The sequence below is a fragment of the Roseovarius sp. B-10 genome (assembly GCF_056859295.1).
Genome location: NZ_JBSXOE010000035.1, coordinates 59,357 through 84,570, shown reverse-complemented (window position 1 = coordinate 84,570; position 25,214 = coordinate 59,357). Strand labels below are relative to the sequence as shown.

31 protein-coding genes and 1 tRNA gene are annotated in these 25,214 nt (G+C 66.5%); 23 read left to right on the top strand and 9 right to left on the bottom strand.

Annotated features, from left to right (window positions below):
- Nucleotides 1-103: 103 nt before the first annotated feature.
- The 5 genes from hisC (at nucleotide 104) to AC13D8_RS12500 (ending at nucleotide 3,997) form a co-directional block, all read left to right on the top strand.
- Entirely contained in the window at nucleotides 104-1,189 is a 1,086-nt protein-coding gene (gene hisC, locus AC13D8_RS12520) for a histidinol-phosphate transaminase (RefSeq protein WP_482969114.1), read from the top strand.
- On the top strand, nucleotides 1,186-2,103 hold the full coding sequence (locus AC13D8_RS12515; RefSeq protein ID WP_482969113.1) for a prephenate/arogenate dehydrogenase family protein: 918 nt from the start codon (nucleotides 1,186-1,188) through the stop codon (nucleotides 2,101-2,103). Before hisC ends, AC13D8_RS12515 begins: the two co-directional genes overlap by 4 nt.
- Nucleotides 2,100-2,708, top strand: coding sequence for an extensin-like domain-containing protein (locus AC13D8_RS12510; RefSeq protein ID WP_482969112.1), 609 nt, complete (start codon nucleotides 2,100-2,102; stop codon nucleotides 2,706-2,708). The genes AC13D8_RS12515 and AC13D8_RS12510 overlap by 4 nt, the downstream gene beginning before the upstream one ends.
- 180 nt (nucleotides 2,709-2,888) lie before the next feature.
- Nucleotides 2,889-3,221, top strand: a complete 333-nt coding sequence (locus AC13D8_RS12505) for a hypothetical protein (protein ID WP_104019588.1) — start codon at nucleotides 2,889-2,891, stop codon at nucleotides 3,219-3,221.
- Between the two features lie 332 nt (nucleotides 3,222-3,553).
- Entirely contained in the window at nucleotides 3,554-3,997 is a 444-nt protein-coding gene (locus tag AC13D8_RS12500) for an MmcB family DNA repair protein (protein WP_482969111.1), read from the top strand.
- Here AC13D8_RS12500 and AC13D8_RS12495 read toward each other — a convergent pair.
- Nucleotides 3,992-4,180 (bottom strand): DUF6324 family protein, encoded by a 189-nt coding sequence (locus AC13D8_RS12495; RefSeq protein WP_482969110.1) that lies wholly within the window; start codon nucleotides 4,178-4,180, stop codon nucleotides 3,992-3,994. The two genes, AC13D8_RS12500 and AC13D8_RS12495, sit on opposite strands and share 6 nt — an antisense overlap.
- A gap of 77 nt (nucleotides 4,181-4,257) precedes the next feature.
- On the opposite strand from AC13D8_RS12495, the gene AC13D8_RS12490 reads away from it, so the two are divergent.
- Nucleotides 4,258-4,743 carry a GNAT family N-acetyltransferase gene (locus AC13D8_RS12490; protein WP_482969109.1) on the top strand — a complete coding sequence of 162 codons (486 nt, stop codon included), beginning with the start codon at nucleotides 4,258-4,260 and terminating at the stop codon, nucleotides 4,741-4,743.
- 41 nt (nucleotides 4,744-4,784) lie between these two features.
- Nucleotides 4,785-4,861: transfer RNA gene (locus AC13D8_RS12485), tRNA-His, on the top strand.
- 276 nt (nucleotides 4,862-5,137) lie between these two features.
- Here AC13D8_RS12485 and AC13D8_RS12480 read toward each other — a convergent pair.
- Nucleotides 5,138-5,518 (bottom strand): hypothetical protein, encoded by a 381-nt coding sequence (locus AC13D8_RS12480; RefSeq protein ID WP_129432644.1) that lies wholly within the window; start codon nucleotides 5,516-5,518, stop codon nucleotides 5,138-5,140.
- 240 nt (nucleotides 5,519-5,758) lie between these two features.
- Entirely contained in the window at nucleotides 5,759-6,070 is a 312-nt protein-coding gene (locus AC13D8_RS12475; RefSeq protein WP_482969108.1) for a DUF6476 family protein, read from the bottom strand.
- Between AC13D8_RS12475 and AC13D8_RS12470 the strand changes: the two genes are divergently transcribed.
- The 4 genes from AC13D8_RS12470 (at nucleotide 6,069) to AC13D8_RS12455 (ending at nucleotide 9,632) form a co-directional block, all read left to right on the top strand.
- Complete coding sequence (locus AC13D8_RS12470; RefSeq protein WP_482969107.1) at nucleotides 6,069-7,115, top strand: RluA family pseudouridine synthase; 1,047 nt, start codon at nucleotides 6,069-6,071, stop codon at nucleotides 7,113-7,115. The genes AC13D8_RS12475 and AC13D8_RS12470 overlap by 2 nt on opposite strands.
- Before the next feature lie 139 nt (nucleotides 7,116-7,254).
- Nucleotides 7,255-8,151, top strand: coding sequence for an RNA polymerase sigma factor RpoH (gene rpoH, locus AC13D8_RS12465; RefSeq protein WP_129432641.1), 897 nt, complete (start codon nucleotides 7,255-7,257; stop codon nucleotides 8,149-8,151).
- A 66-nt stretch (nucleotides 8,152-8,217) separates the two neighbouring features.
- Entirely contained in the window at nucleotides 8,218-9,300 is a 1,083-nt protein-coding gene (locus AC13D8_RS12460; protein ID WP_482969106.1) for an alpha/beta hydrolase, read from the top strand.
- A gap of 62 nt (nucleotides 9,301-9,362) precedes the next feature.
- A complete protein-coding gene (locus tag AC13D8_RS12455; protein WP_104019581.1) occupies nucleotides 9,363-9,632 on the top strand; it encodes a DksA/TraR family C4-type zinc finger protein in 270 nt (89 codons plus the stop codon).
- On the opposite strand, the gene AC13D8_RS12450 is transcribed toward AC13D8_RS12455, so the two are convergent.
- Nucleotides 9,595-9,981, bottom strand: coding sequence for a YigZ family protein (locus AC13D8_RS12450; RefSeq protein ID WP_482969105.1), 387 nt, complete (start codon nucleotides 9,979-9,981; stop codon nucleotides 9,595-9,597). The genes AC13D8_RS12455 and AC13D8_RS12450 overlap by 38 nt on opposite strands.
- Nucleotides 9,982-10,037: 56 nt before the next feature.
- On the bottom strand, nucleotides 10,038-11,858 hold the full coding sequence (locus AC13D8_RS12445) for a M3 family oligoendopeptidase (protein WP_482969104.1): 1,821 nt from the start codon (nucleotides 11,856-11,858) through the stop codon (nucleotides 10,038-10,040).
- A gap of 271 nt (nucleotides 11,859-12,129) precedes the next feature.
- Here AC13D8_RS12445 and AC13D8_RS12440 point away from each other — a divergent pair, with 271 nt between their 5' ends.
- Complete coding sequence (locus AC13D8_RS12440) at nucleotides 12,130-12,960, top strand: fumarylacetoacetate hydrolase family protein (RefSeq protein ID WP_104019578.1); 831 nt, start codon at nucleotides 12,130-12,132, stop codon at nucleotides 12,958-12,960.
- Nucleotides 12,961-13,120: 160 nt separating this feature from the next.
- On the opposite strand, the gene AC13D8_RS12435 is transcribed toward AC13D8_RS12440, so the two are convergent.
- Complete coding sequence (locus AC13D8_RS12435) at nucleotides 13,121-14,074, bottom strand: alpha/beta fold hydrolase (protein ID WP_482969103.1); 954 nt, start codon at nucleotides 14,072-14,074, stop codon at nucleotides 13,121-13,123.
- Entirely contained in the window at nucleotides 14,074-14,364 is a 291-nt protein-coding gene (locus tag AC13D8_RS12430) for an SCP2 sterol-binding domain-containing protein (protein WP_482969102.1), read from the bottom strand. The genes AC13D8_RS12435 and AC13D8_RS12430 overlap by 1 nt, the downstream gene beginning before the upstream one ends.
- Before the next feature lie 71 nt (nucleotides 14,365-14,435).
- Between AC13D8_RS12430 and AC13D8_RS12425 the strand changes: the two genes are divergently transcribed.
- The 6 genes from AC13D8_RS12425 to AC13D8_RS12400 all read left to right on the top strand — a co-directional run bounded on the left by AC13D8_RS12425 (nucleotide 14,436) and on the right by AC13D8_RS12400 (nucleotide 19,442).
- Complete coding sequence (locus AC13D8_RS12425; protein WP_482969101.1) at nucleotides 14,436-14,996, top strand: tetratricopeptide repeat protein; 561 nt, start codon at nucleotides 14,436-14,438, stop codon at nucleotides 14,994-14,996.
- 32 nt (nucleotides 14,997-15,028) lie between these two features.
- Entirely contained in the window at nucleotides 15,029-17,854 is a 2,826-nt protein-coding gene (locus tag AC13D8_RS12420) for a helicase-related protein (RefSeq protein WP_482969100.1), read from the top strand.
- Nucleotides 17,855-17,856: 2 nt separating this feature from the next.
- Nucleotides 17,857-18,237, top strand: coding sequence for an RNA-binding S4 domain-containing protein (locus AC13D8_RS12415; protein WP_446249005.1), 381 nt, complete (start codon nucleotides 17,857-17,859; stop codon nucleotides 18,235-18,237).
- Between the two features lie 63 nt (nucleotides 18,238-18,300).
- On the top strand, nucleotides 18,301-18,639 hold the full coding sequence (gene fdxA / locus AC13D8_RS12410; protein WP_482969099.1) for a ferredoxin FdxA: 339 nt from the start codon (nucleotides 18,301-18,303) through the stop codon (nucleotides 18,637-18,639).
- A 52-nt stretch (nucleotides 18,640-18,691) separates the two neighbouring features.
- Complete coding sequence (locus AC13D8_RS12405) at nucleotides 18,692-18,847, top strand: hypothetical protein (protein ID WP_482969098.1); 156 nt, start codon at nucleotides 18,692-18,694, stop codon at nucleotides 18,845-18,847.
- 85 nt (nucleotides 18,848-18,932) lie between these two features.
- Complete coding sequence (locus AC13D8_RS12400) at nucleotides 18,933-19,442, top strand: CarD family transcriptional regulator (RefSeq protein ID WP_104019571.1); 510 nt, start codon at nucleotides 18,933-18,935, stop codon at nucleotides 19,440-19,442.
- A 69-nt stretch (nucleotides 19,443-19,511) separates the two neighbouring features.
- Here AC13D8_RS12400 and cobS read toward each other — a convergent pair whose 3' ends face one another.
- Nucleotides 19,512-20,276 carry an adenosylcobinamide-GDP ribazoletransferase gene (gene cobS / locus AC13D8_RS12395; protein ID WP_482969097.1) on the bottom strand — a complete coding sequence of 255 codons (765 nt, stop codon included), beginning with the start codon at nucleotides 20,274-20,276 and terminating at the stop codon, nucleotides 19,512-19,514.
- Nucleotides 20,277-20,353: 77 nt separating this feature from the next.
- Here cobS and cobT point away from each other — a divergent pair, with 77 nt between their 5' ends.
- Entirely contained in the window at nucleotides 20,354-21,379 is a 1,026-nt protein-coding gene (gene cobT / locus AC13D8_RS12390; protein ID WP_482969096.1) for a nicotinate-nucleotide--dimethylbenzimidazole phosphoribosyltransferase, read from the top strand.
- A 49-nt stretch (nucleotides 21,380-21,428) separates the two neighbouring features.
- Here the strand turns inward: cobT and AC13D8_RS12385 are convergent, their stop codons facing one another.
- Nucleotides 21,429-21,995, bottom strand: coding sequence for a TlpA family protein disulfide reductase (locus AC13D8_RS12385; protein WP_482969095.1), 567 nt, complete (start codon nucleotides 21,993-21,995; stop codon nucleotides 21,429-21,431).
- A gap of 25 nt (nucleotides 21,996-22,020) precedes the next feature.
- Between AC13D8_RS12385 and argH the strand changes: the two genes are divergently transcribed.
- Genes argH through lysA form a run of 4 tightly spaced genes read left to right on the top strand, consistent with a single transcriptional unit; the run spans nucleotide 22,021 to nucleotide 25,202 of the window.
- Nucleotides 22,021-23,412: an argininosuccinate lyase gene (gene argH / locus AC13D8_RS12380; RefSeq protein WP_129432628.1), complete on the top strand. Its 1,392-nt coding sequence runs from the start codon at nucleotides 22,021-22,023 to the stop codon at nucleotides 23,410-23,412.
- Nucleotides 23,409-23,591 (top strand): argininosuccinate lyase, encoded by a 183-nt coding sequence (locus AC13D8_RS12375; protein WP_240611683.1) that lies wholly within the window; start codon nucleotides 23,409-23,411, stop codon nucleotides 23,589-23,591. Before argH ends, AC13D8_RS12375 begins: the two co-directional genes overlap by 4 nt.
- Complete coding sequence (locus tag AC13D8_RS12370) at nucleotides 23,588-23,896, top strand: DUF2834 domain-containing protein (protein WP_482969094.1); 309 nt, start codon at nucleotides 23,588-23,590, stop codon at nucleotides 23,894-23,896. Before AC13D8_RS12375 ends, AC13D8_RS12370 begins: the two co-directional genes overlap by 4 nt.
- 40 nt (nucleotides 23,897-23,936) lie before the next feature.
- The gene (gene lysA, locus AC13D8_RS12365) at nucleotides 23,937-25,202 is read left to right on the top strand and encodes a diaminopimelate decarboxylase (RefSeq protein WP_482969093.1); all 1,266 of its coding nucleotides are present in this window, start codon (nucleotides 23,937-23,939) and stop codon (nucleotides 25,200-25,202) included.
- Nucleotides 25,203-25,214: the final 12 nt, after the last annotated feature.

The following is a 25,214-nucleotide window of genomic DNA, read 5'->3' as shown; positions in this document are numbered from 1 at the left end:
ATGCGAAGAGGCCGCGACGGGGAACCGCCGCGGCCTTTTTCTTTTGTTGCTGGTCAAGCCGGGGCACCAAAGCTAGAACCACCTGCGAGACACGAGGGATGAAATGACCAGGATCACGCCGCAGCCGGGCATCATGGAAATCGCGCTCTACAAGAGTGGCGAGGCAGTGATCGAGGGCAAATCCGAGATATTGAAACTCTCGGCCAATGAGAGCCCTTATGGCCCGTCGGACAAGGCCAAGATGGCCTTTGCCCGCTCTGCCGCGACGCTGCACCGCTATCCCGGCACCGACCATGCCGAGTTGCGCGCCGCGATTGCCGAGGTGCACGGTCTGGACCCCGAGCGGGTGATCTGTGGCGTGGGTTCGGATGAGGTGTTGCAATTCGTGGCGCAGGCCTATGCCGGAGCGGGCGACGAGGTGATCCACACCGAGCATGGCTTTGCCATGTATCCCATTCTGGCGCATGCAGTTGGCGCCACGCCGGTCTGTGTGGCCGAGCGGGAGCGCGTGGTGGATGTGGACGCGATCCTGAATGCCTGCACGGCGCGGACGCGGATCGTCTTTATCGCAAATCCCGGCAATCCGACCGGCACCATCCTGCCCGAGGCAGAGTTGGTGCGGTTGGCGGACGGTATACCCGAAGGCGCTATTCTGGTGCTGGACGGCGCCTATACCGAGTTTGCCGCAGGCTATGACGGCGGTGTCGCGCTGGTCGAGGCGCGCGACAATGTCGTCATGACGCGCACCTTTTCCAAGGCTTATGGCCTGGGCGGGCTGCGGATCGGCTGGGGCTATGCGCAAACCGCGATGATCGAGGTGCTGAACCGTATTCGCCAGCCCTTCAACCTCTCGCCCACGCAACTCGTCACCGCCGAGGCGGCGGTGCGGGATCGGGAGTGGCTGACACGCGTGGTCACTGACACGGTGCGCAATCGCGCATGGTTGACCGAGGCGCTGCGCGAGAGCGGCGTGACGGTGGACGAGAGCCACGCCAATTTCGTGCTGGCGCGGTTCGCGTCAGAGGACGAGGCGGCGGCCTGTGATGCCGCGTTGCGTGCCGATGGGATCATTGTGCGCCGGGTGGGCGGCTACGGTTTTCCCCAAGGGTTGCGCATCACCGTGGGCGACGAGGCCGCCTGCCGCCGCGTGGCCCATGCCGTTGGGCAGTTCCGGGCGGGCGCGAGATGAGCGTGATCTACGATCGCGTGGCGCTCATCGGGCTAGGGCTCATCGCCTCGTCGATGTTTCATGCCATCCGTCGCGGCGGGCTCGCGCGGGAGGTGACAGGCCATGCACGCAGCCCCGAGACCCGCGCCATCGCGCGCGAGATTGGCCTGTGCGACCGCGTCTGCGAGACCGCCGCCGAGGCCGCCGACGGGGCCGACCTGGTGGTGCTCTGCATCCCGGTGGGGGCTATGGGGGCCGTGGCCGAGGAGATCGCCCCCGTGCTCAAGCCCGGCGCGACGCTGAGCGACGTGGGATCGGTCAAGAAAGCGGTGATCGAGGCGGTCGCGCCGCACCTGCCCGAAGGGGTGCACTTCGTCCCCGCCCACCCCTTGGCGGGTACCGAGCATTCCGGCCCCCGTTCGGGCTTTGCCGAGTTGTTCGACAACCGCTGGTGCCTGATCGTACCGCAGCCGGGCAGTGACCGCGCGGCGGTGGAGCGGCTGGAGCGGTTCTGGCAGGCGCTGGGCAGCCATACCGACGAGATGGATGCCGAGCATCACGATCTCGTCCTAGCCGTTACCTCCCATGCGCCGCATCTCATCGCCTACACGATGGTGGGCGTGGCCGACGACCTGCGCCGCGTCACCGACAGCGAGGTCATCAAGTATTCCGCCGCCGGTTTCCGCGATTTCACCCGCATCGCGGCGTCTGACCCGACGATGTGGCGCGACGTGTTTCTCAACAATCGCGAGGCGACGCTGGAAATCCTCGGGCGTTTCACCGAGGAGCTGTTTGCGCTTCAGCGCGCCATCCGCACCGGTGACGGCGATCACCTGCACGCTTATTTCACCCGCACCCGCGCTATCCGCCGCGGCATCATCGAAGCGGGGCAGGACGTTGACGCGCCTGATTTTGGACGGGGGAAGAAGGTATGAGCCGCGCGGTCTTCCTCGCCGTATTGTGCCTGAGCGTGCTGGCGACGGGGTGCGGGCGCGGGGATGAAGCGGTGACGCGAGGCGGCGGGCTTTGTGGCGATCCGGGGCTGGTGGGCACGGTCTCGGGCGCCCTGCCCGGTCGGATCGCGGGCTGCGGGGTGAAGCGTGCCGTGCGACTCGAATCAGTGCATGGTGTGCGCCTGAGCCAGTCTGCCGCGCTTGATTGTCGTACCGCGCGGACGCTCGGGGCATGGGTCGATCAGAGCGCCAGGCCCGAGGTTGGTCGCATGGGCGGGGGCCTCACCGGTCTGCGTGTTGCGGCGCATTATGCTTGCCGGACCCGCAATAGCCAAAGCGGTGCAGAGATTTCCGAGCATGGCAAGGGCCGCGCCATTGACATTGCCGCGCTGCAATTGCGCGACGGTTCCGAGATTTCGGTGCGCGACGATTGGGGACAGGGGCGAAAGGGCCGGGTGCTGCGCCGCGTCCATCGGCAGGCCTGCGGCCCGTTCGGCACGGTGCTGGGTCCGGAATCTGACCAGTTCCACCAAGACCACTTTCATTTCGACACGGCTCGGCATCGTGGTGGACCCTATTGCCGCTGAAATTCCGCTGACTCGTGCTGCGACGAATCCGCCCGGGGTCGGTGCTGTCGACCGCGAAACCGCGCATTTTCATAGGTCTGGACCGGCGATATCCCGCACGGGGCCCGGACAGGTCCGGATCGGCCCTTGTAATCTTATGGCAAGGGCGTAGCTTTGTTGTAGCAGAAACGGAGGTCGACCATGCCCAAGCTCATCAAGCTCTACATCACGCAGGTCGCCATCGGCTTCGGCATCGCGGGCGTGTTCGTCGCGCTCCTGCTGTGGTTCGATATCGCCAACCTGTGGCACCTTGTCACCCATAGCAGCGACGGGCCGCTTGCGGTCCTGATCCTCTGGCTGGCAAATGGCATCGTCTTTGCCGGGGTGCAATTCGCCATCGCGGTGATGCGAATGAAGGATGACGATGACGACGATCACCACGGCGGGCTGCGGCAGCATGTCATGCGCCGCGACTATGCCACGATCCCCGCCCGCGTCGATGATACGCGCCGGACGTTTCGACCAAGGGGTTGAGCCGCGCCAGCCGGAGCACTGACCAAAGGCCCCCACGGGGGCCTTTTCGCGTTTATTGGGTTTCACGCCTGCGAATCGGGAAAAGGAGAGAGAGGTGTGACGGGCCCGCACGCAGCCGTGTGGTTCTCTCATTCCCGAGGACCTGTGTATACAGGTGGGCGCCGGGTAACCGGACCACGATCCGGACAGAGCCAGCTCCCTCGGAATTGCTTAAGGCCACCGGAATGCAACCGCTCACGAGAAGGGCAGCACCCGCCACACCCCACAGCTAAGCGCTTGTACGCCCCGCGGCAAGGGGTTGCGTGCGTTCCTTATTTGTTCAAAATGTCGATATGGCATTCCCGCATGATCCGTCCCTGCGTCCCGGACAGGCGCTCGCTCGTGGCGTTTGCCGCCACCTGGCCAGCCATGATTTCGCCGTCCTGACGGAATTCGTGCCCGAGCGCGGCAAGCGCGTGGACGTCATGGCGCTGGGCCCGAAGGGCGATATCTGGGTGATCGAGTGCAAATCGGGCCGCGCCGATTTCGCCTCGGACGCCAAGTGGACAGGCTATCTCGACTGGTGTGACCGTTATTTCTGGGCGGTGGATGCGGGGTTTCCCACGGAACTGCTGCCCGACGATACCGGCCTCATCATCGCCGACGGCTACGATGCCGATATCATCCGCATGGCCCCGGAGACGCGGCTTGCGGCCGCGCGACGCGCTGCACTCATCCGCCGCATCGCCCGCGACGCCGCGCGCCGCCTGCACCGGCTCACCGATCCGCCGCTATGATCCACGCACCCGGGCGGCGGCTGCAGCGGCGCGGATTTCCTCGGCGATTTCCTCGGCCTCGTCGGGGTCGAAATCCATCGGAACCTCGATGCCCTGCGACTCGATGAACAGCCGTACCATGCCGTTATCCGTCGGCCCGATCTGGAGATTGGCCTCGATCTCGCGTTCGTCGTTGATGCCCATGACCGCCTCCTGAAACTTGCGATCTGCTACGCTGTTCCCGCTTGATTGGCAAGTCTGCGCGCGCTTTGATGGCCAGCATGACCGAGGCCGCAATCCGCCCCTTCCGTCCCGACGACGCGCCTTGGCTGGTCGAGCGTCATGCTGCGCTCTACGCGCGCGACGAGGGCTTTGACGAGACATTTGGCGCGCTGGTCGCGGAGATTCTCGACGCGTTTATCGCCGATCACGACCCGAGCTGCGAGGCGGGCTGGATCGCTCATGTCGGGGATCGGCGGCTTGGTTCGATCTTCTGCGTGCGCCAGTCCGAGGGACTCGCCAAGCTGCGGCTGTTCCTCCTGGTGCCCGAGGCTCGCGGGCAGGGGCTCGGGCAGCGGCTTCTGGATACCTGCACCGGCTTTGCCCGCGCGCGCGGGTATACCGGCATGGCGCTCTGGACGCATGAGAGCCACCGCGCCGCCTGCGCGCTCTACGCCCGCAACGGGTGGCGCCTCATTGCCTCGAAACCGGTGCGCTCCTTTGGCTGCGACCTTGTCGAACAAAGCTGGGAAATCGCTTTTCGTTAGGCTTGCAATCGGCAGGCGGCAAAGGTAAATCCCCCGTCAGTGCCGCCTTAGCTCAGTTGGTTAGAGCGCTGGATTGTGGATCCAGAGGTCCCCTGTTCAAGCCAGGGAGGCGGTACCACCGCGGTCATTCTCCCGTCACCAGCCGATAGACCTGCTACACCCGCCATTTCGCGCGCGGCCCGGGTCGGGGCCACCCCGGAGCCGCATATGCCAGCCATGAGCGTGCGGCTTTGACATAAGGTGCCATCCCGTTTCGTCCACTGGCAGGTCTACGCGCGCATCGCCCCGCAGGGCCACACTCTTGAAGATCGCGGCCGTCCGCGATCTGGTTTCGGAGCAGTCCTGCGCCGCGGCGGTGAGCGGCGGCAGGGTGAAAAGCAGCGCCGCGCTGCGGTTAATCATCGGTTTGGGGCACCGGCTGTGCCGGGGCGCTCACCGGGCGGTCGGGGTCGGGCACGTATTCGGTGGGCCCGGGCTTGTTCATGTTGGCGAACACGATGACGCCCACGGTGAGGACGAACAGCGTCAACGCAAGCAGTGCAGGCATCCGTGCGAGCCATCGCTGCCAGCGTATGGTGAGCTTGCTGCCCATCCACCACACCACGACCGCGACCGCGCCCGCGGCAACCTGGTACTGAAAGAACATGGTCAGGCGATTGAGCCCGCGGGTGAAGCCGTCGCCCGTGGGCCCGGTGTGGTAAGGCACGAGGAACGATGCCGCATAGAGCGCCGCCCACACGCCGCACAGGATGAAAATGCCGCTCAGCCGCGCCATGCGTCCACACCTTTCAAGCCGCTTGTTCCTCCGGACCCGCAGATGCATCCCGGCACTGACCCGCTTGGCACAGACACGAGACAGGGGTGAAGCCCCCGTTTTCATGAGAAACCAAGTTGGCTTTCCCGGAACGATGAACAGGTCTTGCAACCCTACGAAAGGTAGGCGATCTGCAAAGCGCGGCAGGCCAATCCCCCGTGCCTTTACCTGGCGCTGTTGCCGGAATGTGACAAGAAGACCCTAGTCGCGGATATCCACCTCCTGCCGCAGCGCGCCGTTCTCTCGATCATAAATCAGGATGCGCCCGTCATCGGTCACCACCGCGTACCAGCCCTCACCTTGCGTGAAGGCGGTGGTGCGCGCGCCCTCGGGCAGGGTGATGGCCTCGGGCAGCGGGGGCAGGGCGGGCCGTTCGGGTTCGGACCAGAAGCGGGTGACAAGCAGCCCGACGATCACTAGAAGCCCGAGGATCATCGTGGCGGTCAGAACCGTGACCAGCCGCGCGAGGAATTTCAGCGTGGCCGGGCTTACCGGCTGAGGGCTTTCGGACATGGCGCAGGACCTGCTCGGCTTTGTCATCGGGGCGGCACCGCCCCCCCGCCTTGATAAGGCGCTGGCGCGCGATGTGCCAGAGGCGGCGGCGCTTTCGCGCACGCGGCTCATGCGGCTGATCGAAGAGGGCGCGGTGCGCGTCAACGGTGACGTGGTCCACGACGCCAAGGCGCGCGTGGCCGAAGGTGACCGCATCGACATCGCCTTGCCCGAGCCGCGCGAGAGTCACATGGAGGCAGAGGCGATCGCGCTCGACATCGCGTTCGAGGATGACGACCTCATCGTGATCGACAAGCCTGCGGGGCTTGTCGTCCACCCGGCCCCTGGCACGCCATCGGGCACGCTGGTCAACGCGCTCCTGCACCATTGCGGCGACCGGCTCTCGGGGGTCGGCGGCGCCCGTCGCCCGGGCATCGTGCACCGCATCGACAAGGACACCAGCGGTCTTCTGGTTGTGGCCAAGACCGACGCCGCCCATCAGGGGCTTGCTGCACAGTTTGCCGCCCACTCGGTCGAGCGCGCCTATCTCGCCATGGTTCACGGTGTCCCCGGTCCGGGTGACCCGCGTCTCGCGGGGTTGGCAGGCGTGCGATTCGAGGCCGATGGCACGCTTGTCATCCGCACCCAGCTTGCCCGCCATCGCACTGACCGGCAGCGGCAGGCGGTGGTGACCAGCGGCGGGCGCCATGCGGTCACGCGCGTGCGGCTGCGCGAGTCGTTCGGCCGGCCACCGGCGGCGTCACTGGTGGAATGCCGGCTGGAGACCGGGCGTACACACCAGATCCGCGTGCACATGGCCCATGTCGGCCTCGGGTTGATCGGCGATCCGGTCTATGGCGGCGCGCGTCGCCTTTCCGTGCGCGCCCTGCCCGAGGGCGCCGCCGAGGCGGCGCGCCACTTCTCCCGGCAGGCCCTGCACGCGGCCAGCCTTGGCTTTCTCCACCCCCTCAGCGGTGCGGCCCTGCGCTTCTCTTCGCCGCTGCCCGACGACATGGCGGCGCTTCTGGACAGCTTGCGCGGAACGGACGATAGCAGGACAGAATGACGTGATCTGTCGACATATTCGCCGGATTTCGCCGGAAAACCCCGGCTGATGCGTTAAGATGAAGTGTGTATCAACTTGATCTCGCGGGCCGATAGCCTAGATCAATGTTAACACCTTATACATGAGGAGGGACACCCGCATGGGCAATTACGCAAATCTCCCGGCCCCGACCCCGGAAGGCGGGCTCAATCGCTATATGCAGGAGATTCGCAAGTTCCCGCTGCTTGAGCCGGAAGAGGAATACATGCTGGCCAAGCGCTGGGTCGAGGAACAGGACACCGAGGCCGCACATCGCATGGTCACCAGTCACCTGCGGCTGGCGGCCAAGATCGCGATGGGCTATCGCGGCTACGGCCTGCCACAGGCGGAGGTGATATCGGAGGCCAATGTCGGTCTCATGCAGGCGGTCAAGCGCTTTGACCCCGAGAAGGGCTTTCGTCTCGCCACCTACGCGATGTGGTGGATCCGTGCCTCGATCCAGGAATACATCCTGCGGTCGTGGAGCCTGGTGAAACTCGGCACTACCTCGGCACAGAAGAAACTGTTCTTCAACCTGCGCAAGGCGAAGGCGCGTATTGGCGCGCTGGAAGAGGGCGATCTGCGCCCCGACACCGTCAAGAAGATCGCCCACGATCTCGGTGTGACCGAGGACGAGGTGATCTCGATGAACCGCCGCATGGCCGGGTCAGACGCCTCGCTCAACGCCACCGTCGGTTCCGAGGGCGAGGGCACGATGCAATGGCAGGACTGGCTTGAGGACGAAGATGCTGACCAGGCCGGCGCCTACGAGGAACAGGATGAATTGCAGGCCCGACGAGAGCTGCTCGCACGGGCGATGGACGTCCTCAACGAGCGCGAGCGCGACATTCTCACGCAACGCCGCCTCAACGAGGAAACGATCACGCTGGAGGATCTCAGCGCGCAATATGATGTCAGCCGCGAGCGGATTCGCCAGATCGAGGTGCGTGCCTTCGAGAAGCTGCAAAAGCGGATGCGCAGCCTCGCGCAGGAAAAGGGTATGTTGACCCCGGCCTGATCCTCTTGGCGCGGGGCGCAACATCACCTATGTGTCGTCTTTGGACGAGGGCGAGTGATGATTGCGATGCGTCGGACGGCAACGACCTATTTTGATCGGTTGGCCCGTATCGCGCTTGCCGGTGTGGTCTTGGTGTTGCTGGCCGCCTGCGCGCCCCGCGTCACCGCAGAACGCGCGGCCCCGCACCCGCAGGCCCGGATCCAGCCGGTCTTCGTGGCGACGGGCCGCGATCTCGACCGGACCGGACCGGTCTTCGGGCAGGAACGGCCCGAGACAATCCGCTATTTCCGCGTCGATATCTCGATCCCGCCGACCCATGAGACCGGCCGCATCGAATGGCCGGAGGGGCCACCCGATGCGGCCACCGACTTCGTCGTCACCGGGACGCAGGTGCATGACGGGCCGCGCACGCTCATCCGCGACATGCGCGCGCGCACAGAGGGGCGCGAGACGCTGCTCTTCGTGCATGGCTACAACAACACCCTGTCCGAGGCGATGTACCGGCTGGCGCAGATCCAGTCGGATTTCAACGTGCCGATGCCGGGGCTGCTGTTTGCCTGGCCCTCGGCGGGCGATCCGCGCGGCTATGTCTACGACCGCGACAGCGTGCTCTATGCGCGCGACGATCTCGAGACGCTGCTGCATGATCTGACGGCGCGCCCGGGCGAGAAGGTCTTTATCCTTGCCCATTCCATGGGCTCGCAACTGGTGATGGAGGCACTGCGCCAGATCGCCCTGCGTGGCGACCGGCAGGTGTTGAGCCGGATCAGCGGCGTGGTGTTGATGTCGCCCGATATCGACCCCGATGTCTTTGACCGGCAGGCGGCGGCGATCAGGCAGCTTCCGCAGCCGTTTCTCATCTTCATCACCAAGGCGGACCGGGTGCTCACGCTCTCGGGTCTCGTCACCGGGCGCAAGCCGCGCCTCGGGGTGATCGACGCCGCCGAAAAGGTGCAGCGCGGCGATGTGCAGGTCGTGGATGTCACCGAACTCTCGGATGGCGAGGGCTATAACCATTTCGTGCCGGTCACGTCGCCCGCCGCGATTCGCATGCTCAACGGCATCATCGCGCAGGCGAGGGGCGTGAACAGCGCGTTCCTGCGCGACATGGCGCTGCCTCTGCCCGCCGCCAAATATGTGGAACCCTGAGTGCGATTTGACCCCGACGGCAGGACGGGCCTAAACTGGATACTGCAAGCAAGGAGACGGCCATGGCCGGCGGATGGGCGCGCGATGGCGCGGTAAGTGAACAGATCGAAGCCTCGATTTCAGATGAGCTGGCGCGGCTCAAGGCCCGGGCGCAGCCGCAGGGCGAGAGCCGGACCCATTGTGCGGATTGCGACGAGCCGATCCCCGAGGCCCGCCGCACCGCCATCCCGGGCGTCAAGCTGTGCATCGACTGCGCCTCCGATCTGCAGGCGCAGAACCAGCCCCGCGGCGGCATCAATCGGCGCGGGTCGAAGGACAGCCAGTTGAAGTGAGATTGGCCGCGTCGAGGTAGGCGCGAACCGCCGTTTGCACATGGCGGAACCGGTCACCGCCCAGATGCTTTCCGCCATACCAGCGGGTCACGATGACGAGGTGGCCGCGGATTTCATCGCGCTCTAGCATGCGCAGGATCACGTTGCCCGCGCCGCTTTCGCCATCGTCATTCTTGACCGGGCCGGAGCCGAGCAGAAGGCCCCATGTATTATGCGTTGCCTTGGCGAATTTCTTTTGTTTCTTCAGGGTTTTGAGGAGGATTTTGGCCTCTTCCTCCGACGCGCAGGGCGCGCCGGAGACGGCATATTTGGAACCGCGATCAGTAAGGATATTGTCCAGCGTCAGCATTGCGGCGTTGTGCGGGGTTTCTGCGGCTTTCACAATCCCCGCGACGGGTATGCATGTCAGCCCTCCATCGACTCCAACTCGTCGATCATGCCCTCGATCATCGACAGGCCCTTGTTCCAGAACGCCGGGTCCGAGGCATCGAGGCCGAAGGGCGCGAGCAGGTCCTTGTGGTGTTTCGAGCCGCCTGCGCGCAGCATCTCGAAATACCTGTCCTCGAACCCGGCGGGATCTTCCTCGTAGACGGCGTAGAGCGCGTTCACCAGCCCGTCGCCGAAGGCATAGGCATAGACGTAGAAGGGCGAGTGCACGAAATGCGGGATATAGGCCCAGAACGTCTCGTATCCGTCCATGAAATCGAAGGCCGGCCCGAGGCTCTCTGCCTGCACGCTCATCCACAGCGCGCCGATGTCGTCGGGTGTAAGCTCGCCCTCGCGGCGCGCGGCGTGCAGCTTGCACTCGAAATCGTAGAACGCGATCTGGCGTACCAAGGTGTTGATCATGTCCTCGACCTTACCCGCGAGCAGCACCTTGCGCTCGGCGTCGGTCTGCGCCCCGTCGAGCATCCGGCGGAAGGTCAGCATCTCGCCGAAGACGCTGGCCGTCTCGGCAAGCGTCAGCGGAGTCGAGGCCAGAAGCTCGCCCTGTTCCGCGGCGAGCCGCTGATGCACGCCGTGGCCCAGCTCATGGGCGAGGGTCATCACGTCGCGCGGCTTGCCGAGGTAGTTGAGCATCACGTAGGGGTGCGCGTCGGTCACGGTGGGGTGGGCGAAGGCGCCCGGCGCCTTGCCGGGCTTCACGCCCGCGTCGATCCAGCCCTTCTCGAAGAACGGCTCTGCCAGTTCGGCCATGCGCGGATCGAACCCTGCATAGGCCGCCGTCACCGTCTCGCGCGCCTCGTCCCACGGGATGGTGCGCGGCGCTTCGAGCGGCAGCGGCGCGTTGCGGTCCCAGACCTGCATCCGATCGAGCCCCAGCCACTTGCGCTTGAGCTCGTAATAGCGGTGGGACAGGCGCGGGTAGGCGCCCACCACCGCGGCGCGCAGCGCCTCGACCACCTCCGGCTCCACATCGTTCGAGAGGTGCCGCCCGGTCTGTGCCGTGGGCATCCCGCGCCAGCGGTCGAGCACCTCCTTTTCCTTGGTGGTGGTGTTGTGGACGCGGGCGAAGGTGCGCAGGTTCTCGCCCAGCACGCGCGCCAGTTCACGCGCCGCCGCCTCGCGTTTTGCGCGGTCGTGATCGGTAAGCAGGGTGAGCGTGGCCTCGATCCCCATTTCCTCGCCCTCGACGGTGAAGGTGAGCCCCGCGATGGTCTCGTCAAAGAGCCGCTCCCACGCGTCGCCCACCACGCCCAGGTCGTGGAGGAATTTCTCCAGCTCGTCGGAAAGCTGGTAGGGCTTCATCGCGCGGATGCGGCGCAGCACCGGCGCGTAGCGTGCAAGCTCGGCGTTCTTGTCATACATCGCCTTCAGCGCGTCCTCGTCGAGCCGGTTGAGCTCGAGCGAGAAGAACACCAGCGGCGTGGTGAAGCGGGTGATCTTTTCCTGGCAGTCGGAGAGGAATTTCGCCCGCGCGGAATCGGTCGTCTGCTGGTAGTAGCGCAGCCCGGCGAAGGACATGACGCGCCCCGCTACCCGGCTGATCGCCTCGTCGCGGCGGATGCACTCGAGCAGGCCGTCAGCATCGAGGTTGGCCAGCTTGCCCTCGTAGTCGGCGGCGAAGCTTGCGCATTCTGTCTCTAGCCAGTCGAGATCGCGGGCCAGTTCGGGCGCGTCCGCGCCGCTATAGAGATCGCTCAGGTCCCATTCCGGCAGGCGGCCCAGATCCTTGCCCCCGGCGGTGGTGTTGGCATCGTGGACGGGAAAGGGAAGCGTGCGCATGGGGGAAACCTCGACTGTTGATGGAACCCAGACATATGCGGGGCCTCGGTGCGGCTCAACCCCGCTTCGCGCGCTCAGCCGTACTGCACCAGCCGGCGCCGCATCACCCGCGCGGCCAGATCGGTGGCGAGACAGGCCCCGTGCCCGCCGCGCAATAGAGACCTTGAGCCGTGACACGCAAGACCATGCCGCGAAGATAGGCCGTGTCATGCCCTTGCACAGCCCCGCCCGCCGTCTATTCTGCACGCGACTGCGCAACAGGAGGGATGACATGCGGTTTGCACGCTTTGGGGATCGGGGTCAGGAGCGCCCCGCCGTGCTCGATGCCGAGGGACGGCTGAGGGACCTGTCGGGCGTGGTGCCCGATCTCGCGGGCGAGGTGCTCGGGTCGCTGCCGCGGCTCAACCCCGAGGCGCTGCCGCTTGTGCCGGGCGCGCCCCGACTGGGGCCGCCGGTGAGTGGCATCGGCAAGATCGTGGGCATCGGGCTAAATTACAGCGACCACGCCGCAGAGCTCGGTGCCGAGCCGCCGGCCGAGCCGGTGGTGTTCCTCAAGGCGCTGACCGCACTTGGCGGCCCCTACGACCCGGTGGTGATGCCACGCGGCTCGGCCAAGACCGATTGGGAGGTGGAACTCGGCATCGTCATCGGCCGGCGGGCGAAATACGTGGATCAGGCCCGGGCGCTCGGGCATGTCGCGGGCTACACCATCGTCAATGACGTGTCAGAACGCGCGCTGCAACTCGAGGGGTCGGGGCAGTGGACCAAGGGTAAGAGCTGCGACACGTTCGCGCCAGTCGGGCCGTGGCTCGTCACCCCCGACGAACTGGACGATGTGCAGGGGCTCGATCTTGCCACCGAGGTGAATGGCGAGCGGATGCAGACCGGCAACACGTCGCGGATGATCTTCGGCGTGGCCGAGATCGTGTCCTACCTCAGCGCGATCATGACGCTCGAGCCCGGTGACGTGATCGCCACCGGCACGCCGCCGGGCGTGGGTGTGGGCCACAAGCCGCCGCGCTTCCTGTCCGCGGGCGACGAGATGGTGCTGCGCATCACAGGACTGGGCGAGCAGCGGGTAACGGTGCAGGCCGAGGGGTAGCGGGCAGGATACATGGCGGACATGAGGGCGCTTGTGGGCGAAGTTGGCCTTGAGCGGGCCCTCACAGCTTGGTGCCAATGCGCGGCTCCTCGACCGTTGTATGGAATGACAGGAACAGGCCCCGCGCGCTTTTCTCGCAGACGGTGGTGCCTTCTGCGCCTCACGCCGCCGCTGCGCCGTTCCCTGGCCTGTCGTAAAAGTCGCAGATCATCTCGAACAGCCGCGCCTGCACGGCGGGCGTGTCCATCAGCGTTTCGTGCCGCCCGCCCGGAACAATCTCCAGTCGCCCGCCGGGCCAGCGCGCCATGCGGTCGTGGATACGGCCCACATCCACGATTTCCTCGTCGCTGCCCACAATCGTCAGGCAGGGCAGCGCGGGCGAGGGACGCGCCGCCAGCGTCCGCATTTCACGCAGCGCCTCGTGCAGCCAGCGCAGGCTCGGGCCGCCGATACCCAGCTCGGGGTGCGCCTCGATCTGCCGGGCCATGTAATCCCACATTTCGCGGTCATTGGTGAGCTTGTTGGTCTCGAACGGCTCGCTCAACACGTAATGCTCGCCCGCGGTGCTTGGCGCGTAGACATGGCCAAGACCAAGCCGCCGCAACCCCCAGGCCAGCGACCACGCGAAGGGGCGCAGCGCAGAACCCATGTGAATCCCCCACATCGGTCCGGAAAAGACAACGCTCCGCACGTCCAGCCCATCCATCACCGCGCGCAGCCCGATGCACCCACCCATCGAATGCGCCAGCAGGTGCCAGGGGCGCGGCAGGTCGAGCGCGCGCGCCGCCCCGACCATCGCCTCCACGTCTTGCTGGTAGTCCGAGAAATGCAGCACGTGTCCGGCCATCGCATCGCCAGTGAGCCGGTCCGCCAGTCCCTGCCCGCGCCAGTCCACCGCCAGCGTGGCTAATCCTCGTGATGCGAAGTGCTGCGCCGCGCGCCCGTATTTCTCGACATATTCGGTGCGCCCCGGAAACAGCAAAACCGTCCCCGCCGCCGCCTCGCGGTGCCACAGCCCCACGCGGATGCGCACGCCATCCCGCGCCTGAAGCCACCACGCGGCCCCGTTATCGGGGCCGTCGGCAACCTGCGCGAAGAGCGGCGCTACCTCCATCAGGCGAGGACGCTGCCGAGCTTCATCGCCATGCCCATGTCGCCATCCACCGAAAGCCGCCCGGACATGAACGCGGCGGTGGGATCGAGATCGCCTGCGAGGATCGATTCGAACGTGTCGGCGTCGGCGCTGAGCGTCACGTCGGTGTCCTCATCGGCGGCGCGCGCGCCATCGCTGTCCATCACGATGCTGCCCTCGCCCTCGATCACGAACTTGGCCGATCCGTCGAACCCGTCGCTGCCCATCTTCTCGTTAAGAGCCTTGACCGCGGCTTCAATCACGTCGCTCATCTGGTTCATCCTTTCACGATTGCGATGACGGGGCTTTCGCTCCCGGCATTCCGCGCTACACTGACCCCGTTATGAGAGACAGGCTTCGATATCTCAACCATACCGTTGCGGCACTGCTTGCGCTGGTCATGTTTTCCATACCCGCGACGGCCGCCGAGACCCGCCTCGACACGCTGTTTTCGCAGCTTGAGGGTGCCGCGCCCGAAGAGGCGCGCCGCATCGCCTCCGAGATCGAGCTGGAATGGGCTAAATCAGGTTCGCCCGCGATGGACCTGCTCTTGCGGCGCGGCAAGGACGCGCTCGAGGCCGACGACATGGAAATGGCAGTCGAGCATTTGAGCGCCGCGATCGACCACGCGCCGGGCTTTGCGGAGGCATGGCACTTGCGCTCGGTCGCGTTCTTTCGGCAGGAGCACTATGGTCTGGCCCTCAACGATCTCGCGCAGGTGCTCGCGCTCGAGCCGCGCCACTTCAACGCGCTCTTCGGCATGGGCCGGGTGTTCGAGGAGACCGGGCGTGCGGCGCTCGCGCACGAAGCTTTCGAGCGGTCGCAGGCTATACATCCGCATCACGAGGCCGTAAGCGAGGCGCTGGAAAGGGTGTCGCGCGAAATGGGTGGCACCGACCTCTGAACGGCAATCCAGGGCGAGAGAACGGGGGGCGCATGTCCGAGCAGTCGAGAACCGTCGCGGTTCTGGGCCCCACCAATACCGGAAAGACCCATTACGCGATCGAGCGGATGCTGGGCTACCGCACCGGCATCATCGGCCTGCCGCTGCGCCTGCTGGCGCGCGAGGTCTATGACCGGATCGTGGCGGTGCGCGGCCCGTCTGTGGTGGCGCTCGTCACCGGCGAGGAGCGCATCGTTCCGCCGCGGGCGCAATACTGGGTTTGCACGGTCGAGGCGATGCCCGAAGGGATGGGGACCGATTTCGTCGCTGTGGACGAGATCCAGCTGTGCGCCGATCCCGAGCGCGGCCACGTCTTTACCGACCGGCTGCTCAGGATGCGTGGCCTGCGTGAGACGCAGTTCCTAGGCAGCCACACCATGCGCCACGTCATTGCCGAGCTTGTGCCGGGGGTGGAGTTTCTCAGCCGCGCGCGTATGTCGCAGCTTGTCTATACCGGGCCGCGCAAGGTCTCGCGCCTGCCAGCGCGCAGCGCCATCGTCGGGTTCTCGGTGGAAAACGTCTATGCCATCGCCGAGTTGATCCGGCGGCAGAAGGGCGGTGCGGCGGTGGTGATGGGCGCGCTCAGCCCCCGCACCCGCAATGCGCAGGTCGAACTCTACCAGAACGGCGACGTGGATTACCTCGTGGCCACCGACGCCATCGGCATGGGGCTCAACCTCGATATTGACCACGTCGCCTTTTCCGCGCTGTCAAAATTCGACGGGCGGCGGATGCGCGCGTTGTTCCCTCACGAGCTTGGCCAGATCGCCGGACGTGCGGGACGGGGGATGCTCGACGGCAGCTTCGGTGTCACCGGCGAAGCGCCCGACCTAGAGCCGGCGCTTGCGGAGGCGATCACCGATCACCGCTTCGCCCCGGTGCGCCGTCTCGAATGGCGCAACGCGCGGTTGGCTTTTGGCTCACCCGAGGTTCTTATCGACTCGCTCGAGGCGCGCCCGGAACACACCCTGCTTTCTCGCGGGCGCGAGGCAGATGATCTTGCCGCCCTCCGCTCGCTTTCGGAGGTGCCGGACGTGCGTGCCCGCGCCAGCGATGCGCCCGCCGTGCGGCTGTTGTGGGATGTCTGTCGCATCCCCGACTTTCGCGGCATCAGTGCCACCGAGCACGCCAGCCTGCTGGAGCGCATATTTTGCGACCTGCACGAGCTTGGCCGCGTGCCCGACGACTGGCTGGCCACGCAGATCCGGCGAATCGACCGCACCGATGGCGATATCGACACGCTGTCAAAGCGGCTCGCGCATATCCGTACTTGGACCTATGTGGCGCAGCGCAAGGGCTGGGTTGATGACGAAACCCATTGGCGCGAGGCGACACGCGCGGTAGAAGACCGCCTGTCAGACGCGCTTCACGGCGCGCTGACCCAGAGATTCGTGGACCGGCGCACATCCGTTTTGATGCGGCGGCTCAAGCAGAAGGAGGCCATGGTGGCCGAAGTGAACGATCAGGGCGCGGTCAGCGTCGAGGGCGAATTCGTAGGGCGGCTCGAAGGGTTCCGCTTCATCCGCGACAAGGCTGCTGCCGGGCAGGAAGCGCGCACGCTGCAACAGGCGAGCCTCGCTGCGCTCGCCCCCCATTTCCACCTCAAGGCGGACCAGTTCTACAACGCGCCCGATACCATGATCGATTTCACCGAGCAGGGCGGGCTGATGTGGGGAAACGAGGCGGTTGGCAAGCTCACTGTCGGCTCCGATCCGCTCAGGCCGCAGGCTGTGGCGTTCGTCGATGACGAGGCGGGTGCAGAGGTTGCGGCCAAGGTGCAGCGCCGCTTGCAACATTTCATCGACCGCAAGGTCGCCACCCTGTTCGAGCCGCTGATGGCCATGAGTCGCGACGAGGCTCTCACGGGCCTTTCGCGCGGCTTCGGCTTCCGGCTGGTCGAGGCGATGGGCGTGCTTCCGCGCGGCGATGTGGCCGAGGAGGTCAAGGCGCTCGACCAGGAGGCGCGCGGGCTCTTGCGCAAGCACGGGGTGCGCTTCGGCCAGTTCACCGTGTTCCTGCCCGCGCTGCTAAAGCCCGCACCAACGCGGCTGCGGCTGGTGCTGTGGTCGCTCAGCAATGGGCTCGACACCTTCCCCGAGGCGCCGCCGCCGGGGCTGGTGACGGTGCCTGCCGATACGACCGCGCCGCAGGGCTATTTCGCGATGGCGGGCTACCGCGCCGCGGGCGAACGGGCGATTCGCATCGACATGCTGGAGCGGCTCGCCGACATGCTGCGCAGCGCCGATGGGCGCGCCGGGTTCGAGGCAACGGCGGATATGCTGTCCATCACCGGCATGACGCTGGAGCAATTCGCCGGGCTGATGCAGGGGCTGGGCTACCGCGCGGAGCGCGGCGAGCGCGAAAAGGTCAAGCCGGTGGATCAGGCCATGGCCGAGGCCCCCGCCGATGCCGCAATCGCCGCCGAAGAGACCCCGGCAGAGTCCGTCGCCGATGCCGTCGAGCAGATCGCGGATGAGGGCGAGGCTCCCGTTGCCGCCGAACCGCCGCAGCCTGAGCCCGAAGGCCCCCCCGAGATCGCGGAGACGCCCGAGGAAGAGGTCGTCCCGGGCGAAACGCCCGAGGTGGCAGAGCCGGAGATCGAGGTCTATTACACTTTCACCTGGGCCCCGCGCGGCAATCGCCCTGCAAAGGGCGCGCGTAGCAAGCCGCAGGGTAAACCCAAGGGCAAGGGTGGTCCCAAGGGAAAACCGCGCGACGAGCGCGCAAAGTCCTTCAGCGCCAAGCCCGAAAAGAAGGATCGAATCGACCCCGACAACCCCTTTGCCGCGGCTCTGATGGGGCTCAAGGACAAGAGCTGAGCGTGGCCCCAAGCGCCGACCGGTCCCGCCTCGACAAGTGGCTCTGGCATGCGCGTTTTTTCAAGACGCGCGGGCTTGCCGCCGGGCAGGTCTCTGGCGGGCATGTCCGTGTCAACGGCACCCGCGCCGCCAAGCCTGCACAGCAGGTGGGCCCCGGCGATGTGCTCACCTTTGCGCAGGGCACGCAGGTGCGCGTGGTGCGCATCATCGCGTCCGGCACGCGCCGCGGCCCCGCCGCCGAGGCGCGCACGCTCTACGAGGACATCACCCCACCCGCGCCGAAGGACGCTGACCCTCCCAACCCGCGCTACGAGGGAAAGGGACGCCCCACCAAGCGCGACCGCCGCAAACTCTTCCCAGATGGGTCCGGCCCGCTTGAATGATCCCGCGCTCTGGACTAGGTCACACCCGAAACGCCGCACACCCGGCAAGAACGTGAGACACCCATGACCTATATCGTCACCGACAACTGCATCGCCTGCAAATACACGGACTGTGTCGAGGTCTGCCCCGTGGACTGTTTCTATGAGGGCGAGAACATGCTGGTGATCCATCCCGATGAATGCATCGACTGCGGTGTGTGCGAGCCCGAGTGCCCCGCCGACGCGATCCGCCCCGATACCGAGCCGGAAATGGAGCCGTGGGTCGAGTTCAACCGCAAGTATTCCGAGCAATGGCCGGTCATTGTCACCAAGAAAGACCCGCTGCCCGAGGCCGAGGAGCGCGACGGTGAGACCGGCAAGTTGGACAAGTATTTCTCCGAAAGCCCGGGTGAGGGCGGCTGAACGGGGCGATTCGCAACGCCATGCGCGGCGGTGCCCTCCGTACTGTCGCGTCATGTTCACCAAGCGTTTGACGAATAACGTCAAAACCACGCCAATCGGCGCACGCTCTTTCATGAGAGCGGTTTTTGTGTTATGTTCTGAGTTCGTAAAACAAGATGTGCTTGAAACCGGCTCCACCTCACCTGCTGCCGGGGTGGAAAATCTATGACAAAGGACACATAAACCCGATCCTGGAAGGGTCGCGGCTTGTGCCCTTTTCTGTGTCGGACGGCGCGCTGCAAGGAAAGAACCGTATGTCGAAAGCCAGGAAGACCGAGTTTCGCCCCGATGACTACGTCGTATACCCCGCGCACGGCGTGGGCCAGATCATCTCGATCGAGGAACAGGACGTTGCGGGCCTCACGCTCGAGCTGTTCGTGATTTCCTTCGAGAAGGACAAGATGACGCTGCGTGTGCCCACCAACAAGGCCACCGAGATCGGGATGCGCAGCCTGTCGAGCCCCGATGTCATCTCCAAGGCGATGACCACGCTCAAGGGCAAGGCGCGGGTCAAGCGGGCGATGTGGTCGCGCCGCGCGCAGGAGTATGAGCAGAAGATCAATTCCGGCGATCTCATCGCCATTGCCGAGGTCGTGCGCGACCTGCACCGCAGCGACGATCAGCGCGAGCAGAGCTATTCCGAGCGCCAGCTCTACGAGGCTGCGCTCGAGCGGCTGACCCGCGAGGTCGCGGCGGCGTCCGGCGGCGACGAGGTGCAGGCCGCTCGCCAGGTGGACGAGGTGCTCATCTCGCGCGCCGCCTGAGTGGCATCGCATCAGGTAATTGGCCGCGTCCGTGAGGGCGCGGCCTTTTTCATGGTGGGGTGCGCAATCTTAGGGTAGCAGGCACATGAGCGCGGCGATCTCGGCAATCTGTTGCGCCGCGCCAAGGATGTCGCCGGTCTGCCCGCCGATCCTTGCCCGTGCCAGCCGCGCCACCACCAGCGCCGCCAGCGCAGCCGCCGCCACCGCCGCGACACCCGCCATGCCCTCGAAAGCCACCGCCGTCACGCTCGCCATCGCCGCCGCCAGCAGCACCGTGGTCCGGGACGGGCGGCCCTGCGCCTGCGCCAGTCCGTCCGCGCGGGCGTGGGGCAGGGTGGCCATCACTCCAGCCATCGCCGCGCGCGACACCATCGCAGCGACGATCAGCGCTGCGGTCGCCGCTAGTGCCCCGCCGGCGAAGATTAGCGCCAGTGTCACGGCCCGCAGGCCGAGGCTCAGCACCAGGGCGATCACCCCGTAGCTGCCGATCCGGCTGTCGCGCATGATCTCCAGCCGCCTCTGCTGTGTCCAGCCACCCCAGAGCCCGTCGGCGGTATCGGCAAGCCCGTCCTCGTGCAGCCCGCCGCTCAGCATGACCAGTGCCCCGAGTGCCGCCAGCGCTGCCACCGGCGCGGGCAGGCCCAGTGCCAGCGCCGCGCCCCCTGCGAGCGCTGAAAGCCCGCCCAGCACCGCCCCGGCCAGCGGCCACGCCCACGCTGCGCGCGAGCCGCGAGATGTGTCGCCTGCCGGCACCGGCAGCCGCGTGAGCAGCCCGACGGAGAGTGCGAGATCGGACGGGTGGAGGAGCATACTCTCGCGGTCGGTCTCTGACATGGTCGCGGCCTTTTCGGGCTGTGGTCGGGGCGCCTTTCGCGATACAGAAGGGCGCGATCACTTGCAACGAGGCCGCCATGTCCGCCCCCTTCGCCACGCTCTCAGACCTTGCCGCCCTGCTACGCGATCTGCCCGGTCCCGACGCGGAGGCCATCGTCGCGGCGCGGGCGCGCGACGCGACGCTCACCAAGCCCCCCGGCGCCCTTGGACGACTCGAGGAGTTGGCGGCGTGGTATTGCGGCTGGCGGGGCGATCCGCGTGCGCGGGTGCAGCGCCCGCAGGTGGTGGTCTTTGCCGGCAATCACGGGGTGGTGGCGCAGGGCGTCTCGGCCTTTCCGGCCGAGGTGACCGCGCAGATGGTCGCCAATTTCGAGGCGGGCGGCGCGGCGGTGAACCAGTTGGCCGGGGTGGTCGGTGCGCGGCTCGACGTGCGCGCGCTCGATCTTGACCGGCCCACCGGCGATATCGCGACCGGACCGGCCATGTCCGAGGCCGAGTGCGTCGCGGCGCTGGCGGTGGGCTGGGACGCTGTCGATCCGCTGACCGACCTGTTTGTCGCGGGCGAGATGGGCATCGGCAACACCACCCCCGCCGCCGCCATCGCGCTGGCGCTTTATGGCGGCACGGCGGCGGATTGGACGGGGCGCGGTACCGGGCTCGACGATGCGGGGCTCGCGCATAAGGCGCGCGTGGTCGCGCGTGCAGTGGCGGCCAACCCGATGCGCGGCGGGCTCGCCGTGCTGGCCGCGCTCGGGGGGCGGGAACTGGCGGCGATGGCCGGGGCGATCGCGCGGGCACGGACGCTGCGTATCCCGGTGCTGCTCGACGGTTTCATCTGCACCGCCGCCGCCGCCTGCCTCGAGACCGAGGCGCGCGGCGCGCTCGACCACGCGCTCGCCGCCCATGTCAGCGCCGAGCCGGGCCACGCGCTATTGCTCGACCGCCTGGGCAAGGCACCGCTGCTGTCGCTGGGCCTGCGGCTGGGCGAGGGCTCGGGAGCGGTGCTGGGCATGGGCGTGGTACAGGCGGCGCTGGCCTGCCATTCCGACATGGCGAGTTTCGCCGAGGCCGGGATTGACGGCGCACCTGACCCCGACGCTTGAGCGAGCGGGACCGGGCGGGTGACCTGTGAGTGAAGGCGCCCGTGATGCCTCAGCTCCCGCCGTCCCCCTCGATCAGCGCCGCGATAATCGCCTTGGCGCTCTTCGAATCCCAATGGGCGTCGCCTTGCAGGCGGGCGATCTCACGGCCCTGCGGATCCAGGATCACCGTGATGGGCAGGCCGAAGATGCCCATTTGACGCGCAAGCGCGCTCTTGGGGTCGCGGTGGAGGGGGAGGTTGTCCACCCCGATCTCGTCGAAGAACGCCTTCATCGCCGGGGGTGGGTTGCGTCCCGTCGCGATGGTGACGACCTCGAAGTCGTCGCTGCCCATCTCGGCCTGCAAGTTCGACAGCATCGGCATTTCCACCCGGCAGGGTGCGCACCACGTGGCCCAGAAATTGACCACGACATGGCGGCCCTGGTAATCGGCGAGCGTGGCCGAGGAGCCGTCTTCGCGCTCGAATTCGACTTGCGGGGCGGGTTTGGGGGCAGAATGGAGCATGAGTTTCTTCATGTCCCCCTCGCGCAGCGCCTCGAGTGCTGCGGTATCGGCCATCGCGGCATTTGCACCGAGCGCGAGGCCCATATAAAGGACGATCCCGAGAAGACGTTTCATAATTCCCTCCAAAGGGCCGAAAAAAATGACCGACACGACCTCGAACCAGATGTGGGGCGGCCGCTTTGCCGACGGGCCGGACGCGATCATGGAGGCAATTAATGCCTCGATCTCGTTCGACAAGCGGCTCGCGGCGCAGGACATCGCCGGATCGCGTGCCCATGCCGCCATGCTGGCCGCCACGGGTATCGTCAGTGATAGGGATGCAAGCGCGATGAGGGAAGGGCTCCTCACGGTCTTGTCAGAGATCGAGGCCGGGGATTTCACCTTCTCCACCGCGCTGGAGGATATCCACATGAACGTGGAGGCGCGACTCAAGGACCTGGTTGGCCCTGCCGCCGGGCGGCTGCACACGGGGCGCAGCCGCAACGATCAGGTGGCGACCGATTTCCGCCTCTGGGTGCGCGATCAGCTCGACGCCGCCGATGGCGCGCTGGTCCGGCTCATGCGCGCGCTGGTCGCACAGGCCGAGGCGGGGGCTGACTGGGTGATGCCGGGGTTTACCCATCTGCAAACCGCGCAGCCGGTGACATGGGGCCATCACATGATGGCCTATGTCGAGATGTTCGGGCGTGACCTGGGTCGCGTGCGGGATGCCCGTGCGCGGATGAACGAATGCCCCTTGGGCGCGGCGGCGCTGGCGGGGACGTCCTTTCCGATCGACCGGCAGATGACGGCAAAAGAGCTGGGCTTCGACCGTCCCTGCGCCAACTCGCTCGACGCTGTGAGCGATCGGGATTTCGCGCTGGAGTTCCTGGGCGTGGCAAGCATCTGCGCCATGCACCTGAGCCGCTTTGCCGAGGAACTGGTGATCTGGTCAAGCGCGCAGTTCCGGTTTGTCGCGCTCAGCGACCGGTTCTCGACCGGCTCCTCGATCATGCCGCAGAAGAAAAACCCCGACGCCGCTGAATTGCTCCGCGCCAAGGTGGGGCGGATTTTCGGCGCCAACGTGGCGTTGATGATGGTGATGAAGGGGCTGCCCTTGGCCTATTCCAAGGACATGCAGGAGGACAAGGAACAGGTGTTCGACGCCGCCGACAACCTGATGCTGGCGCTCGCGGCGATGGAGGGGATGGTGCGCGACATGGCGGCGCAGAAGGATAACCTGGAGGCCGCTGCCGGGTCGGGCTTTTCTACCGCCACGGACCTCGCCGACTGGCTGGTGCGGGTGCTGGACATGCCGTTCCGCGAGGCGCATCACGTGACGGGAAGCCTTGTCGCCCGCGCCGAGGCGAAGGGATGCGACCTGCCCGATCTCAGTCTAGAAGAGATGCAGGCGGTGCATGGCGAAATCACCGCGTCGGTCTATGATGTCCTTGGCGTGCACAACTCGGTGGCGTCAAGGACGAGCTATGGCGGCACCGCCCCCGACCAGGTGCGCGCGCAGGTGGCACGGTGGAAGGAGCGTTTGGCATGAGGCGGATCGTGGCGTTTCTGATGGCTTTTTCCATCCTGGGGGCCTGCGGCGCAGAGGGGCCGCCGGTGCGCCCGACGCTCAGTACGACGGTCAGCGCGGGTTCGGGCGGAGTGTACGGCGGCGTGCGCACCGGGCTGCGCGTGGGCGGCGTCGACCTGGGTGTCGGGGTTGGGCTGTGAGATGGCTGTGGCTCGCGCTGGCGCTGTGGGGCGCGGTGCACCCGATGTCGTGGTTCCTGGTGTGGTTCAACGCCAATGGCTACGACCTGATGGCGATGGTGGACGCCTGGTACGCCAACGCGGCGACGAGCGGGTTGGTCTGGGATCTGACCATCGCCGCCGTGGCGTTGACCATCTGGGCCGTGGTCGAGAGCGTAGCCGAGCGGCGCTGGCTTGGACTTCTGGCGATCCCGGCCACTTTCGGGATCGGGGTGAGTTGCGGACTGCCGCTCTACCTCTTCCTGCGCAGCCAGCGACAGGCGTGAGGATTCTGGATATTTCTGGCAAGATGAAGCGGGGCTAGGTGTGGATCATTTTCTCTACCGTGGCGGCGTGCTTCACGCCGAGGACGTGCCGCTGCCGGAGATCGCCGAGGCGGTGGGAACGCCGTTCTATTGCTATTCCACCGCGACGCTCACCCGGCATTTCCGTCTGTTCGACGAGGCGCTCGACGGGGTGGATCATCTCGTGTGCTATGCCATGAAGGCGGCGAGCAATCAGGCGATCCTCAAGACGCTTGCGGGCCTCGGTGCGGGGATGGATGTGGTCTCTGGCGGGGAGTACGCGCGCGCCCGCGCGGCGGGCGTGCCGGGCGAGCGGATCGTGTTTTCCGGTGTCGGCAAGACGCGGGACGAGATGCGCCTGGCGCTGGAAGGCGGCGTCCGGCAGGTCAATGTCGAGAGCGAGCCGGAGTTGCACGCGCTGAGCGAGGTGGCGACGGGCCTCGGGCTGAGCGTGCCGATTGCGGTGCGCGTGAACCCGGACGTGGACGCCAAGACACACGCCAAGATCGCCACCGGCAAGAGTGAGAACAAGTTTGGCATTCCGATTGCCCGCGCCCGCGAAGTTTATGCCGAGGCCGCAGCCCTGCCGGGAATCGAGGTGGTGGGGATCGACGTGCACATCGGCAGCCAACTCACCGATCTGGAGCCGTTCCGGCTGGCCTATCGCAAGGTCGCGGAACTGACGGATGTCTTGCGCGCTGATGGCCACGACATCCGCCGGCTCGACCTGGGCGGCGGTCTTGGCATCCCCTACACTCGCTCTAACGAGGCGCCGCCCCTGCCGGTGGAATACGGGGCGATGATCCGCGAGGAGCTGGGCCATCTTGGCTGCGAGATCGAGATCGAACCGGGGCGGCTCATCGTCGGCAACGCGGGGATATTGGTGAGCCGGGTCATCTACCTGAAATCCGGCGAGGGGCGCGATTTCCTCATCCTCGACGCGGCGATGAATGATCTCATTCGCCCTGCCATGTATGATGCGCATCACGATATCGTGCCTGTGATCGAGCCCGCGCCGGGCGTAGGACAAGCGCCTTATGACGTGGTCGGGCCGGTCTGCGAGTCGGGCGATACCTTCGCGCGGGGCCGGATGCTGCCGCCGCTGACCGAGGGCGATCTCGTGGCGTTCCGCAGCGCGGGGGCATATGGCGCGGTCATGTCCAGCGAATACAACACGCGGCCGCTCATCCCGGAAATTCTGGTCAATGAGCGTGACTTTGCCGTGATCCGTGCGCGGCCGACCTTTGACGAAATGATAAATCGCGATACCATCCCCGAATGGCTCTGACGCGGCGGTCGC